Source organism: Paraburkholderia lebeckiae, assembly GCF_014201005.1.
GTDB classification, from domain to species: domain Bacteria; phylum Pseudomonadota; class Gammaproteobacteria; order Burkholderiales; family Burkholderiaceae; genus Paraburkholderia; species Paraburkholderia tuberum.
On sequence record NZ_JACHDK010000004.1, the window covers coordinates 91,017 to 106,072 of the forward strand.

Here is a 15,056-nt window from a genome sequence, read left to right on the forward strand (position 1 = left end):
TTTCATTTTCTCCAATTGAACCATTCAATATTGGTTCTTCCGTTCGGATCGTCGTCGCCAAGGAGTCGCGCATGTCGTTTACAACCCGTCCAGAACTGATCGGCACCTTCGGCATGGTGGCCTCGACGCACTGGCTCGCGAGCGCATCGGCGATGGCGGTCCTCGAAAAAGGCGGCAATGCGTTCGACGCCGCCGCCGCGGCCGGCTTCGTCCTGCAGATCGTCGAGCCGCATCTGAACGGTCCGGGTGGCGAGTTGCCGGTGGTGTTCTACAGCTCGCGCGAAGACCGCGTGCGCGTGCTGTGCGGACAAGGCGTGACGCCCGCGCGCATGACCATCGAGCGGATGCGCAAGATGGGGCTCGACGTGGTGCCGGGCACGGGCCTGCTGCCTGCGGTCGTGCCGGGCGCATTCGGCGCGTGGATGGCGCTGCTGCGCGACTATGGCCAGTTGCCGCTCGAAGAAGTGCTGAGCTATGCGATCGGCTACGCGGAAAACGGCTATCCGGTGCTGCCACGCATGGCATCGTCGATTCTCGCGATTCAGGACTTCTTCCGCACCGAATGGACGACCTCGGCCGAGCAATGGCTGCGCAACGGCGAGGCGCCGATGCCGAACCAGTTGTTCGCGAATCCCGTGATCGCCGAAACCTACAAGCGCATCCTGCGCGAGGCGAATACGCGCAGCGATCGCGCCGAGCAGTGCGAACGCGCGCGTGATGTCTTCTATCGCGGCTTCGTCGCCGACGCGATCGACCAGTACTTCCGTTCGACCGCCGTGCTCGACACGTCGGGCCTGCGCAACAGCGGTCTGCTCGATGCGGGCGATCTCGCGCGCTGGGAGCCAACCTACGAAGACCCGGTGTCTTACGACTACGCGGGCATGCGCGTGCACAAAACCGGCCCGTGGGGCCAAGGCCCGATGTTCCTGCAACAGCTCGCGCTGCTGAAGGGTTTCGATCTCGGCGCGATGGCCCCCCTCGGGCCCGATTTCGTGCACACGGTGATCGAGTGCTCGAAGCTCGCATTCGCCGATCGCGAAGTGTTCTACGGCGACCCGGCGTTTTCGCATGTGCCGATGGACGCGCTGCTCAGCGACGCGTACAACAACGAGCGGCGCCGCCTCATCGACCCGCGCCGCGCGTCGTTCGAGTTCCGCCCCGGGCTGCTCGGCGACAGCGAGCAACGCGCCGCGCGCATCGTCGCGAATGCCGGGCGCGAGCAGGCCGGCGGCTTTGGCCAGGGTGAGCCGACTTTCGCGCCGCTGCCCGAATTGCGCGGCGATACCGTGCATCTCGACGTGGTCGACCGCTGGGGCAACATGGTGTCGGCTACGCCGTCGGGCGGGTGGCTGCAGGCGTCGCCGGCGGTGCCGGGTCTTGGCTTCAACGTCACCACGCGCGCGCAGATGTTCTGGATGGAAGAAGGACTGCCTTCGTCACTCGGCCCGGGCCGCCGGCCGCGCACCACGCTATCGCCGACGCTCGTCACGCGCGACGGCAAACCGTACGCGGCCTTCGGCACGCCGGGTGGCGACCAGCAGGATCAGTGGTCGCTGCAGCTGTTTCTCAAGCACGTGCATGGTGGCATGAACTTCCAGGCCGCCGCCGATGCGCCCTCGTTCCAGACCGCGCACTTCCCCGGCTCGTTCTATCCGCGCGCGATGCAGCTCGGCAAGATGTCGGCCGAGTCGCGCTTTCCGGACAGCACGCTCGACGAACTGCGCGCGCGGGGCCACGACCTCACCGTCGCGGAACCGTGGGCGCTCGGCCGGGTCTGCGCGGTCGCGATCCGCAACGGTTTGATGCGAGGCGCCGCTACACCGCGTCAGATGCAGGCCTACGCAATCGGCCGATAAGCGGCCCGAAGCATCCATCAGCGCAGAACGCGCGGCGTCGCCGCGCCATTTCCTTCAGGAGAAGTTGCCGTGTCCGCCGTCGCCGCCCGTCTTGAAAGACTTCCCCTGTCGAGCTTTCACCGCAGACTGCTGCTGATCGGCGGGCTCGGGTACATGTTCGACGGGCTCGATTCGTCGTCGCTCGCGTTCCTGCTGCCGGTCGTCAGTAAACTGTGGCAATTGACGAGCGCTGAGACTGGGCTCGTCGCGAGCAGCACCTATATCGGCTACTTTTTCGGCGCGTTCCTGTCGGGTGTGCTCGCCGACGTGATCGGCCGGCGCCGCATCATGATGAGCGCGCTCGCCATCTATTGCGTCGCGTCGCTCGCGAGCGCGACCGCGCACGACTGGCACACGTTCTTCGCGCTGCGCGTCGTCGCCGGCTTCGGTTCGGGCGCGGAGACGGTCGTGATCGCGCCGTTTCTCGCCGAGTTCGTGCCGCGCCGCTATCGCGGCATTTTCTGCGGCGCGCTGGTCGGCTTCATGTCGTTCGGCTATCTGACCTCGTCGATTCTCGGCTTCGCGGTCGTGCGCAACTTCGCCGACGGCTGGCGCTATCTGGCCGTGATCACGTCGCTGCCCGTCGTGATGCTGCTGTGGTGGCGCCGGACGCTGCCCGAATCGCCGCGCTGGCTCGAAAGCCAGGGCCGCGCGGCCGAAGCGAACGGCATCGTCGGCCGCATCGAAGCGGCGTTCGTCGAGCGCGGCATTGCGCTTGCGCCCGTGACTGCGAACCACGCGCTACACGCGGTGCCCACGCCGGCCTCGACGCCGGCGCGCGGCAACGCGTGGCGCAACGTGCTCACGCTGTGGTCGCCGCGACTCGCGCGCACGACCGCGGTCAGCTGGCTGATGTGGTTCTCGGTCGCGTTCGCGTACTACTCGTTCTTCTCGTGGATCCCGAGCCTGCTCGTCAAGGAAGGGCTGACGATGACGAAGAGCTTCGGCTATTCGATTGCAATCTATGGCGCGCAGATTCCCGGCTACTTCTCGGCGGCGTGGCTCAACGAGAAGATCGGGCGTAAGGCGGTGGTCGCTTCCTACATGCTGCTCGGCGGCATCGCCGCGATCACGCTCGCGTTTTCTCACACCGGCATACAGATCATGACGGCGGGCATCGCGCTGTCGTTTTTCATGAACGGCGCATTCGCCGGCGTCTACGCTTACACGCCGGAAGTGTTTCCGACCGCGATACGCACGACGGGCACGGGCTCGTCGTCATCGTTCGGCCGCATCGGCTCGGTCAGCGCGCCGATCCTCGTCGGCCTCGTTTATCCGCTGTCCGGTTTCCCCGGTGTATTCGCGATGACCACGACGGTGCTGGTGATCGGCGCATGCGTGGTGTTCTTCCTCGGCATCGAAACGCGCAACCGCTCGCTCGAAGATATCGAGGCGAGCGAACTCGAACCGGCTCGCGACGCGCGAGGCCAGCTGAACTCCACCCGCATGCACGGCTGAACGCACTGCGACTTTTCACACTTTCCGATGCAAACGCGATGCAAATGATGAAAGGCAACCTGACCGAACCCGCACCGCACGAAACGCAGATGCTGGATATCGCAGACCTCGAGCGTCTCGCGCTGGCGATGCGCCTGAAGAACCAACCTCTCGAGCTGTTCCGCGCGGTTCACGCGGTGGCGGCAAAGGCGATAGGCCTAAGCCTGTTCACGATCATGTCCTACGATGCGCGGCGTCATGAGGTCGAGCGGGTCTACACGAACATGCCGGACGTCTACCCACTGGGTGGCCGCAAAAAGAAGCAAGGCACCGCGTGGGCGCGACAGATACTTCAGGATCGGAAGCCGTTTCGTGCGGCCACGTCGCAAGGCATTCGCGAGGTCTTCGACGATCATGCGGTGATGACGGCTATCGGTCTCGGCTCGATCCTGAACATTCCGATCGCCTATGATGGCGTGTGCATCGGTACGATGAACCTGACCCACAAGGAAGGCTGGTACACCAGCCGTCATGAAAGCATAGGCCTCCTGATCGGCGCCTTCCTTGCCCCCGCTCTGCTCAAGCAGAATACGGCGTCCCCCGCTTGCGCCGCCCGTTCATGAAAACACCATCCGACCTGCAAAACTATCGAGCGGTGACCCATCCCGCCGTCTCGCAAGGCCGCTGGGTGCTGGTCTTCGTGCTCGGCTACCTCGCGCTGATCGCCGATGGCGCCGACGTGATGATGTACGGCCTCACCCTGTCGCGCATCAAGGACGATTTCGGGCTGACCAATGTCGAAGCGGGCGCGCTCGGCAGCCTGACCTTGCTCGGCATGGCGATCGGCGGCATCGTCGGCGGCTGGTTGAGCGATCGTCTCGGCCGCGTGCGGGTCATCGCATGGGCGCTCGCGCTGTTCTCGCTCGGCGCGGGGATGCTCGGGTTCACGCACAGCTTCGTCGAATTCGCGGCGGTGCGCTTTATCAGTTCGCTCGGCATTGGCTGCATGGTGCTGGTCACCACGCTCGTGGCCGAATATGTGCCGACCGAACGGCGCTCGCTGGTACTCGGCATGCTGCAAACCGGCATTTCGGCCGGCTATATCGTCGTGATCGCCCTCAGCAACTGGATCCTGCCGCAGTACGGCTGGCGCACGCTGTACTACGTGTCTGCCGTGCCGGTGCTGCTCGCATTCGCGATCAAGTTCGCGGTGCCCGAACCGGCGGCATGGCTCGCTAGCCGGGCTGCCGACCGTGCGAGCAAAACGCGGCTCGTCGACAATCGCTACGCGCAGATTTTCCGCGACCGCCAGGCGCGCACGATATTCATCCTGTGGACCTTCGCGTCAGTCTTCGTGCTCTCCGGTTTTTACGGCCTGAACAACTGGCTGCCGACGTATCTCGAGAAGGAATTGCACATCAAGTTCAGCTCGCTGACCGGCTATATGATCGGCACATACATGGTCGCCTTCATCGGCAAGATCTTCGCGGGCTGGCTCGGTGACCGCTGGAGCCGGCGCGGCGTGTACGTGCTGGGCTGCATCGGTGCGGCACTCTTTCTGCCCGTGATCATTTTCTGGCATACCCGCGACAACATTTCCACGCTGATGCTTTTCTTCGGCTTTCTGTACGGCGTGCCGCTCGGCACGATCGGCACGTTCATGTCGGAGAGTTTTGCGACGCCGGTGCGCGGCACCGCGGTGGGCGGCTCGTATAATCTCGGGCGCTTCTGTTCGGGGGCGGCGCCGATTGTCATCGGTTTCATCGCGACGCAGTTCTCGATCGGTCTCGGCTTTTTGGTGGTCGGCGCGGTGTTCTTTTTGAGCGGCGTGACTGCATTGTTCGTTCCCGACCGGCTATACGACACGCAGCATTAAATCGACGCGAAAATGACGAAATCATGTCGTGTCGATGAATGGCCCAGGTTCCGGCGCTAAAACTGGGTCGCCGGATAGCCCGGGCACCACGAGGAAGTATTACTGCGTTCCGGGGACAATGTTTGCAATGGTCCAGTTGTTCGTCGTTACGAGCACATAGTCGCCATTGACACCCAGCCATTTATGCCCGCGCGGCGGCGCATTGAGGCCGTGTCCACGCCAGTCGTCCATCATGAAGTTGTAGTTGCGATATTCGGCCGGCACACGTTGACCTTTATGCCAGTCACGGTGCGGAATCGACGGCATCACCTGCTGACGGCCCGTACCGGCCATCTGGCCGCCACCCTCGTCCTTGGGCGGCCCAGCCGCAATCGCGAGCGCGGACATACCGGCAAATGACAAGGCGACGAGTTGCGCAACAAAGCGATTATTCATGTTCGAACCTCCGTGCGGTGGTAGAAAGCCCCGAGCATTCACGCGATTGACGTGAAAAGTGATCGTCCAGCTACTCGCAGATTCATTAACTCGAACTTCATTGCAGCGATTGCTGGTGTATCGAATGTAATCTTTGCAAATCGCGAGATATCAAATTCGATAATTCAGGCGCGAAGTCGTTAAAAAGTATAGTAAAAGGAAGTTCGACTTCAAGCCGGACATGCCCACCACTAGCGCGTGCGTCAACCCGGCGATTAGCGGGGCGATTCGATTCGTCGCGTCGATCGTCTGGACGGATCGCGCCTTCCTGGCGGCGGCGGACGCGCGCCGCGCTGTCGCCCGCTCGCCACTTCAGCGAGCGGGCGACACTTTGCCAGTCACCGGCCAGATTGATTCGCTTGACTGATCAATAGTCGACCGCATCGCGGATGATCGGGCAGGTCATGCAGTGACCGCCGCCACGTCCACGGCCCAGCTCCGCACCGACGATCGTAATCACCTCGATGCCCTGCTTGCGCAACAGCGTGTTCGTGTACGTGTTGCGGTCGTATGCATAGACGACGCCCGGGGACGCGCACACGAGGTTCGCACCGCTATCCCACTGCGTGCGCTCGCGTTGATAGTCGCTGCCGCCCGCCTCGACCACGCGCAGATGCTTCAGCCCGAGCGCCTCGGCGACGACGTCGGTGAACGGCTTGTTTTCGGCGTGCAATTCGACGCCGCTCGGATGGCTGCTCGGCCGATACGAATAGGTGCGCGTCTTCGCCATGAAGTCCGGGGCGACCAGCACGCAATCGCGATCGGCGAACGTGAACACGGTATCGAGGTGCATTGCCGCGCGAATCTTCGGCATCGCCGCGACGATCACGCGCTCGGCCGCGCCCTTCTTGAACAGCGTTGCCGCCAGTTGACTGATGGCCTGCCGCGAGGTGCGCTCGCTCATGCCGATCAGCACGACACCCTTGCCGATCGGCATCACATCGCCGCCTTCCAGCGTGGCGAGACCGTGGTCCTGAGTCGGGTCGCCCCACCAGACGTTGACCTTGGCCGCGAAATCGGGGTGGAACTTGTAGATCGCCGTGGTCAGGATCGTCTCCTCGTGGCGGGCCGGCCAGTACAGCGCATTCAGCGTGACGCCCCCATAGATCCAGCACGTCGTGTCGCGCGTGTACAGCGTGTTCGGCAGCGGCGGCAGCAGATATTCGGTGCCGCCCGCCGCTTCTTTCGCGACCTCCAGCGCCTTGCCGCCGTGCGCTTCCGGGAAGTCGTGAGTGGATAGCCCGCCAATCAGCGTTTCGGCCAGCTTGCGATTGTCGAGCCCTTCCAGATAGCTTCTCAATTCATCGATAAAGCCGAGGCCGACCTGATTCGGCACCACCTGGTTGTCGAGAATCCACTTCTTGCCTTCGGGCACCGCGACCGTTTCGGCGAGCAGATTGTGCATCTCCACCACTTCGACGCCGCGGTCGCGCATCTTCGTGACGAAGTCGAAGTGGTCGCGCTTCGCGTTCTCGACCCACAGTACGTCGTCGAACAGCAGTTCATCGCAATTGCTCGGGGTAAGACGCTGATGCGCGAGCCCCGGTGCGCAGACCATCACTTTGCGCAGCTGCCCGACTTCCGAGTAGACACCCAATTCACCCGCTTTCGCGTCCGTGTTCGCCATGATGATCTCCTGAATGCCAATGTTGGCCCGCTCTGTTCAATCGGATTTCACTAAAACTAAATCTCGATCCTTCCGGTTACGAGGCCATAGATGCCGATGATCGCGCCAATGATCGCAACGATAAAAATGATCCAGTCGGAAGCGATGAAGACATTCTTGTTCTGCTCGCGCCGAGCCCAAATATAAAGCGCCGTTCCTGGGGCATACAGGACGGCGGAAAGCAGAATGAATTTCAGGCCACCCGCCCAGATCATGAAGACCGTATAGATCGAGGCGATTGCGGCCATGATCAAGTCACGCCGGCGCTCGTCGGCGCGCGCGTCGTAACCATCGCCGCGATTCGCGTTCATGCAGCCGAACGCCGCGACGAAGAGGTACGGAATCAACGACATCGCGCTCGTCAGATTCAGCATCAGCGCGAACGCATCGCGCGAGAAGTAGGTGCTGATGACGAGCAGCTGCACCACGATGTTGGTCAGCCACAATGCATTGGCAGGTACCTTGTTAGCGTTTTCCCTCGCGAATACGGCGGGCATGTCTTCAGTCTTTGCCGCCGTGAACAAGACTTCGGCGCAGATCAGCGACCAGGCGAGATAAGCGCCCAGTACCGAAATCAGCAGGCCTATGCTGACGAAAACCGCGCCCCAATGACCGACCACCGCTTCGAGCACCGCCGCCATCGACGGTTGCCGCATGGCCGCGATGTCCACGCGCTGAAGCACGGCGTAAGGCAGCATCGTCACGAGCACCATCAGCGAGGTCACGACGACGAAGCCGAGAATCGTCGACTGTCCGACATCGGAGCGCTTCTTCGCATAACGGGAATAAACGCTCGCCCCTTCGATACCGATGAACACGAACACCGTGACCAGCATCGTGGTCCGCACCTGCTCGAGGATATTGCCTTCGAGTCCACCGCCATAGAGGTTGGCCTGGAACAGGTCCAACCGGAAGCCGAAGATCAGGATCAAGATGAACACCAGAATCGGAATGACCTTGGCGACCGTGACGATACTGTTGATGAAGGCCGCCTGCTGCACGCCCTTCAGGATCATGAAATGAAATAGCCAGATGCCGATCGATGCAACGACGATAGCGACGACCGTATTGCCGTCACCGAACACGGGAAAAAACGCACCGAGTGTCGACTTGATCAGCACCCAGTAAGAAACGTTGCCGATACAGCTACCGATCCAATAGCCAAATGCGGAGAGAAAACCCGGATAGTCGCCAAAGCCCGCTTTCGCATACGCAAACACGCCGGCGTCCAGTTCGGGTTTTCGTTCGGCCAGCGCCTGAAATACGCGCGCCAGCATATACATGCCCGTGCCCGCAATCAGCCAGGCAATCACGGCACCCAACGGACCGGTGGCATTGGCAAAAGTGCGCGGCAGGGAAAAGATCCCGGCTCCGACCATGCCGCCCACCACCATCCCGGTGAGTTGCATTTTTGACAGCTTTTGTGGAGTGGACGCCATTCGGATTCCTTTTAGTTACCTTTTTAACAAGGATCTTTAATCAGATTCGAACGAAACGTGTCTCTCGGCCAATCTTGCTGTTGATCAGCCGTGCTACTCTGCAACCACCACACGAAAAGAATGGTCTGTCCGTTGGCGTTTGTCAATTTATCGAAGACAAGGTAACGGACTGTGGCTCGCTATGCGATCGAATCCATCGATGCTGCGTTGCCGAATCTGGTTGAATGCGCGAATTAGCAATTCACCACGCATCTGAATCGCTCGCATCGATAAGTCGCACTGAATATCGATGATTTAACAATGATGCGACCTGCCGCATCACCGCCGCGGTTTTCTCAAATGATGGGGAATCGCTGAAGCGAGCTGAACCGGTGGTCGTTCAGAACTACTGAGAAGCACCAGAGCCACAGCTCGAAATGGCGCGCGGGGGTCATTAATAGTGCAAACCCGATGGCGATTTCGTAATGGCGGGCTTTGTGAATTTTTCTGACGGAATCGCCCGCGTGGCCGCGCCGCAAGACGTCCAACTATGACTCGTGCAACTTCCTCAACGTCAGCCGCGCTTCGAGACCGCCGCCGACGCGGTTGTGCAGCGTAAGCGTCGCGTCCATCGCGAGCGCGAGTTGCCGCGCGATCGCGAGCCCCAGCCCCGTGCCGCCCGTTTGACGATTGCGCGACCCTTCGAGCCGCACGAACGGCTCGAACACCGTCTCCAGCGACTCGGCTGGAATGCCGGGACCGCGATCGAGCACCGACACGGTAGCCTCGCCATCGTGCAACGCCCCGATATCGATCTGCGCGGCGCCGCCGTACCTCAGCGCGTTGTCGACCAGATTGCCGACGATGCGCTTCAACGCCTGCGGACGCATCGTCAGCGACTGGCCGAAGTGGCCCTGCAGTGACACTTGCTGACCCGCGTCGACGTAATCGCAGACCAGGCTGTCGAACAGCGCATCGGGATCGATGCGGCGCGGCACCTCGGTCGTGCCATGCATCGTGCGCGCATAGGTGACCCCTTCCTTGACCAGCGCCTCCATTTCCCGCAGATCCTGGCGCAGCTTTGCGGCCTCGCTGTCGTTGTCCATCGTGTCGACACGCAGACGCATGCGCGTGATCGGCGTCTGCAAATCGTGCGAAATCGCCGCGAGAATCTGCATGCGCTCGGTCATGTACGTGGCGATCCGGTCCTGCATCGCGTTGAACGCGCGCGCGGCGCGCGCCACTTCAGACGGACCGGCTTCGGGCAGACGCTCGGCCTTCAGGTCGGGGCCGAGCGTGTCGGCCGCGACTGCGAGCTGATTGAGCGGGCGCGTCGCGAGCCGTACCGCCAGCCAGCAGCAGGCCGCGAGCACGAGCAGCTGCAGCGTCAGCACGAGCGGCAGCCAGCGCGACAACGGGGCGCCGGGCATCGGCCGCAGGTCGATGGTGAGCGGCGTGCCGTCGCTCAGTTTCAGGTGCACCTGCAGACGCTCGCGATCGCCCGGCACTGCATTGACGGTCAATGGATAACGCGTGCCGATGCCATCGCCGATCGACTGCGCGACGCGCGCCGACAGGTTCGCGTCGACCGGGGCGCCTGGCATGCCCGGGCCGAGCATGAACTCATAGCTGCGCCGCGCGAGCCGCGGCAGCCACTGGGCGCGCTCGTCGGGCGGCAGATGATCGAGCAGCGCGACCGAGCTCGCCACTTCGCGCTCGATGTAGCCCATCATGATGTTGGTCATCGTCTGGTCGCGCTCGGTCATCGTGAGCCAGAACGACAGCGCCTGCGCGAGCGCGAGCCCGACGAACAAAATCACCGCGAGCCGCGCGAACAGCGTGCGCGGCCAATGCGGCCAGCGCAGCAACGACGGTGATGGAGATGCGTTCATTCCGGATCTCCGATCGCGGTCACGGCCGCTGAAAACACATAGCCCTCGCTGCGCAGCGTCTTGATGTAGCGCGGCTCGCGCGCGCCGTCCCGCAGGCGTTGACGCAGGCGGCTCACCATCAGATCGATCGAGCGGTCGAACGGATCGGCCTGGCGTCCCTGGGTGAGATTCAGCAACTGATCGCGCGTGAGCACGCGCTGCGGATGATCGAGAAACACGCGCAACAGACGGTACTCCGCGCCGCTCAACGCCACCTCGGTTCCGTCCGCGTCGAGCAGATGGCGCGCGGTCGTGTCGAGCCGCCAGTCGCCGAAGCACAGCATCGGCGCCGACTCCGTCACCTCCATGCCGGGCGGCAGCATGCGCGCGCGGCGCAGCACCGAACGGATTCGCGCGAGCAACTCGCGTGCGGCGAACGGTTTGGTCAGGTAATCGTCGGCGCCCATTTCGAGGCCGACGATCCGGTCCGCTTCCTCGCTGCGCGCCGTCAGCATCAGGATCGGCACCGTGCGGAACTTGCCCGCGCGCAACTCACGGCACAGCACGAGGCCGTCTTCGCCGGGCAGCATCAGGTCGAGCACGATCAGGTCGGGCGCGCCATTCTCGAGCGCGGCGCGCATCTGGCGGCCATTGGCCGCGAGCGAGACGCGCACGCCGTTTTTCTCGAGGTATCCCGCGAGCAGTTCACGGATACCGCGATCGTCATCGACGATCAGTACGTGGTCGGAGGTTTCCATCGACGGATTATCTGCTGCGGCGTTTGAGTTGCACGCCGCTCGACTGGATCAATGCACACTGCAACGGATGCGCGAGTTCGGCCGCGAAGCCGCCCGCCACGAACACAGCGATGGCGAACAGGCGTTTCATGCGTCCTCCAGCACGGAAAGACTCGCGCCATCGGCCACGCCGGCTTCGAGCGCGTAAGGATCGACCCCGTCGAGGCAGCCAATATTGACGCGCCATTGCTGCGGATCCTTGCGCGTCTGATGAAAAGGATAGATGCCGCAATGCTTGCAGAAGTAGTGTTTCGCGACCTTCGTGTTGAATTGGTAGAGCGTCAGTGAATCCTCGCCACTCAGAATCTTTAACTGACTGGCGGGAAAGAGCGGCGTCATCAGCGCGCCCTTGCGGCGGCACAGGCTGCAGTTGCAACGACCGGCCGGAACGATTTCGGTGCGAACTTCGAACTTGACGGCCCCGCAGTGACAGGACCCTTGCAGCAACCCGGCGTTCATGATGCTCTCCGTGATTTGACGATGCCTGCTTTATAGCCCGCTTCATCAGTCGAATTATGTCGTAATGTATCCGGCCGCCGAGACGATACATTACATTGCAATAAGCCGCGGCGATTAGCACAAGGCGAAACAGCGAAGATATACACGCGAATTAGCATTTAAGCGGCACGCGCAAACGGATACCGCAGGTTGCTTGATTGCCACCGCATTATCGCGCTCAACCGTGTAAAGATACTCCGCCTATCCATGATTATGTAAGCGGCGCAACGTGGCGCGCCGGCCGGCCTCCCTACACGCTGTTTTTGACCTCGGCGTGACCAACCGGGTTTTCTATCTTCCGCTTGAATAGCCGGCATGGCCAGGCACCATCGCGCGTGGCCAGCAAGCGGGCGATGACGGCCACGAGCCGATTGCTGGCAAGCTCTGTGAATCAAGTTGAATACGCTTGACTTTTAGTCACTGGCCACTTCCAATACCGATGGTGCAGTGCGATGTTTCGCCTTTGAAACACGCCTCACTTCATTCGGTAGTTCACAGCATTGGCCAGCAGTTCATTCGTCCGCCGTGCATGCGGCGTCAGTTCGCGAAATGGAGCACTCCTCACTACAGGAGTCGTCTTGGCTGCAACAAAAAACCAACCCGCCCGCCGCGAACCCGCCCTTATCGACCTCGCATTGCAAGGCGGCGGATCGCACGGTGCTTTTACATGGGGCGTCCTCGACCGTTTGCTCGAAGAGTCGTGGCTGCGGATCGAAGGAATATCGGGTACATCGGCTGGCGCGATGAACGCCGCGGTGCTGGTGAGCGGCTATCAGGCAGACGGCGCGGCTGGCGCGCGCGCCGCGCTCGAAGCCTTCTGGCGGCGAGTATTCGAAGCATCGGTGTACAGCCCGTTTCGCCGTACCCCGTTCGACGTGTTGATGGGCCGCTGGACGCTCGACTACTCGCCGCTCTTCATCGCGATGGACCTCGCGGCGCGCGTGTTTTCTCCATACGACCTGAACCCGCGCGGTGTACATCCGCTGGCGAAGATTCTGCAGGACTCGATCGATTTCGCGCATCTGCGCGACGCGCCGATCAAGCTGTTCATCACCGCGACGCGCGTGCGCACGGGCCAGGCGCGTGTGTTTCGCAATGGCGACCTGACGCCTGACGTGCTGCTCGCCTCCGGCTGCCTGCCCACGCTGTTTCAGGCCGTGCAGATCGACGGTGAGGACTACTGGGACGGCGGCTATGCCGGTAATCCGACCATGACGCCGCTGGTACGCGAATGCACGTCGAGCGACACGCTGCTGATCCAGGTCAATCCCGTCGTGCGGGACGAAACCCCGCGCACCGCGCGCGACATCATCAGTCGCCTGAACGAAGTTGCCTTCAACGCGCCGCTGCTGAAAGAGCTGCGCATGATCGCGCTGCTGCGCCGCGCGGCGGACCCCGGCAGCGACGAAGGCCGCCATTGGGCGGCGATGCGCATCCATCGGATCGCGAGCGAGCTGATGACCGAACTCGGCTACTCGTCGAAGCTGAACGCCGAGTGGAGCTTTCTGACGATGCTGCGCGACGAAGGCCGGCGTGCCGCCGACGCGTTCCTCGCCGAGCACGGCGATTCGATCGGCGTGCGCTCCTCGCTGGATCTCGACGCGTTGCTCGACGGAGTCTGACCATGGAAGTCATCACCCTGTCACCGCTCGCGATCGGTCTAGGGCTTTTCGGCATGCTCGCGAGTCTCGCGCTGCTGATCGGCTTCGCGTACCGCGGCTGGACCGTGCTGCTGCTCGCGCCGTTCGCCGCGATGCTGGCCGCCGCGATTTCGGGCGAACCGATTCTCGCGCATTGGACCCAGACCTTCATGCTCAGCGCCGCGCGCTTTCTCGCGCAGTTCTTTCCGTTGTTCCTGCTCGGCGCGCTGTTCGGCAAGCTGATGGAAGACAGCGGCTCCGTGAAGGCGATCGCCAGTTACATGACGGAGAAGCTTGGCGCGAATCGGGCGATTCTCGCGGTCGTGATCGGTGGCGCGCTCGTCACCTATGGCGGCGTCAGCCTCTTCGTGGCGTTCTTCGTGCTCGCGCCGATGGCCACCGCCCTCTTCCAGGCCGCCAATATTCCGCGCCGTCTGATGCCGGCCGCGATCGCGCTCGGCACGTCGACGTTCACGATGTCCGCGCTGCCCGGCACACCGGCTATCCAGAACGCGATCCCGATGCCGTTCTTTGGTACGACGCCGTTTGCGGCGCCTGGGCTTGGCATCATCGCGAGTATCGTGATGGTGGTGTTCGGGATCTGGTGGTTGTCCTTGCAGCAATCGCGCGCGAAGGCGGCCAATGAAGGATTCGACGGACTGAAGGCGGTGGTGAAATCCGCCAGGGCGCCGGCCAGCGACAGCCTCGTGCGCGAGCGCGCAAGCGTATCGCAGAGTTTCGATCCGGAGGAAGCGAAGCGCGGGCATGTCAGCGAGAGTCTGCCTTCGTTCGGCGTCGCGCTCGCGCCGCTCGTGCTCGTCGTGCTGACGAACTTCTTGATGAACGTGATCGTGCTGCCGCGCATCGACGCCGACTATCTGGCCGAGGTCCGTTGGGGCGAGACGTCGCTTGCGGCGGTCGGCGGTGTGTGGGGCGTGTGCGTGGCGCTCACCGTCGCGATCGTCGTGCTCGTGCTGCTCAATCGGCATCGCCTGGTAGCGCTGCGCGAGACGATCGACGCGGGCGCGAATGCATCGGTGCTGCCGGTGCTCAACGTCGGCAGTCTGGTCGGCTATGGCGCGGTGATCGCCGCGCTACCAGCGTTCGCGCTCGTGCGCGAATGGGTGCTGGGTATCGGCGGTGGTCCGCTCGTATCGCTCGCGGTCGCCACCAATCTGCTCGCGGCGCTGACCGGCTCGGCCTCGGGCGGTCTCACCATTGCGCTCGACGCGCTCGGCAGCACCTATCTGCAACTGGCTGCGCAATATGGCATCGACCCGGCGCTGCTGCATCGGGTCGCAGTGATTTCCTCTGGCACACTCGACAGCCTGCCGCATAACGGCGCGGTCGTGACGCTGCTTGCCGTGTGTGGGTCGAACCACCGCGAAAGCTATCGCGACATCGTGATCGTCGGGATTCTCGGCGCGTTACTCGCGCTGGTGGTGGTGATCGTGCTTGGCTCGCTGTTCGGGTCGTTCTGAGAG

General features: G+C 62.8%; 13 protein-coding genes. 6 read left to right on the plus strand and 7 right to left on the minus strand.

The features are described from left to right. Window positions 1–71: 71 nt before the first annotated feature. The 4 genes from HDG39_RS09600 to HDG39_RS09615 all read left to right on the plus strand — a co-directional run bounded on the left by HDG39_RS09600 (window position 72) and on the right by HDG39_RS09615 (window position 5,208). Window positions 72–1,856 (plus strand): gamma-glutamyltransferase family protein, encoded by a 1,785-nt coding sequence (locus tag HDG39_RS09600; RefSeq protein ID WP_184005385.1) that lies wholly within the window; start codon window positions 72–74, stop codon window positions 1,854–1,856. A gap of 69 nt (window positions 1,857–1,925) precedes the next feature. Further along, entirely contained in the window at window positions 1,926–3,353 is a 1,428-nt protein-coding gene (locus HDG39_RS09605) for an MFS transporter (protein ID WP_184005387.1), read from the plus strand. A gap of 38 nt (window positions 3,354–3,391) precedes the next feature. Further along, a complete protein-coding gene (locus tag HDG39_RS09610; RefSeq protein WP_184005389.1) occupies window positions 3,392–3,955 on the plus strand; it encodes a GAF domain-containing protein in 564 nt (187 codons plus the stop codon). Continuing rightward, window positions 3,952–5,208 (plus strand): MFS transporter, encoded by a 1,257-nt coding sequence (locus tag HDG39_RS09615; RefSeq protein WP_184005391.1) that lies wholly within the window; start codon window positions 3,952–3,954, stop codon window positions 5,206–5,208. The genes HDG39_RS09610 and HDG39_RS09615 overlap by 4 nt, the downstream gene beginning before the upstream one ends. A gap of 99 nt (window positions 5,209–5,307) precedes the next feature. On the opposite strand, the gene HDG39_RS09620 is transcribed toward HDG39_RS09615, so the two are convergent. The 7 genes from HDG39_RS09620 to HDG39_RS09645 form a co-directional block, all read right to left on the minus strand. Continuing rightward, entirely contained in the window at window positions 5,308–5,643 is a 336-nt protein-coding gene (locus HDG39_RS09620; protein WP_184005393.1) for an RcnB family protein, read from the minus strand. Between the two features lie 406 nt (window positions 5,644–6,049). Continuing rightward, window positions 6,050–7,309 carry an arginine deiminase gene (gene arcA / locus HDG39_RS09625; RefSeq protein ID WP_184005395.1) on the minus strand — a complete coding sequence of 420 codons (1,260 nt, stop codon included), beginning with the start codon at window positions 7,307–7,309 and terminating at the stop codon, window positions 6,050–6,052. A 56-nt stretch (window positions 7,310–7,365) separates the two neighbouring features. Beyond that, window positions 7,366–8,787 (minus strand): basic amino acid/polyamine antiporter, encoded by a 1,422-nt coding sequence (locus HDG39_RS09630; protein ID WP_184005397.1) that lies wholly within the window; start codon window positions 8,785–8,787, stop codon window positions 7,366–7,368. A gap of 527 nt (window positions 8,788–9,314) precedes the next feature. Further along, complete coding sequence (locus tag HDG39_RS09635) at window positions 9,315–10,658, minus strand: ATP-binding protein (RefSeq protein WP_184005399.1); 1,344 nt, start codon at window positions 10,656–10,658, stop codon at window positions 9,315–9,317. After that, window positions 10,655–11,395, minus strand: a complete 741-nt coding sequence (locus tag HDG39_RS09640; protein WP_184005401.1) for a response regulator — start codon at window positions 11,393–11,395, stop codon at window positions 10,655–10,657. Before HDG39_RS09640 ends, HDG39_RS09635 begins: the two co-directional genes overlap by 4 nt. 7 nt (window positions 11,396–11,402) lie before the next feature. After that, a complete protein-coding gene (locus HDG39_RS34990; RefSeq protein ID WP_260327655.1) occupies window positions 11,403–11,525 on the minus strand; it encodes a hypothetical protein in 123 nt (40 codons plus the stop codon). Beyond that, complete coding sequence (locus tag HDG39_RS09645; protein WP_090810665.1) at window positions 11,522–11,893, minus strand: GFA family protein; 372 nt, start codon at window positions 11,891–11,893, stop codon at window positions 11,522–11,524. The genes HDG39_RS34990 and HDG39_RS09645 overlap by 4 nt, the downstream gene beginning before the upstream one ends. A gap of 617 nt (window positions 11,894–12,510) precedes the next feature. Between HDG39_RS09645 and HDG39_RS09650 the strand changes: the two genes are divergently transcribed. Further along, window positions 12,511–13,554 (plus strand): patatin-like phospholipase family protein, encoded by a 1,044-nt coding sequence (locus HDG39_RS09650; protein WP_184005403.1) that lies wholly within the window; start codon window positions 12,511–12,513, stop codon window positions 13,552–13,554. A 2-nt stretch (window positions 13,555–13,556) separates the two neighbouring features. Further along, on the plus strand, window positions 13,557–15,053 hold the full coding sequence (locus tag HDG39_RS09655) for a GntP family permease (RefSeq protein WP_184005405.1): 1,497 nt from the start codon (window positions 13,557–13,559) through the stop codon (window positions 15,051–15,053). The last annotated feature ends 3 nt before the right edge of the window (window positions 15,054–15,056 follow it).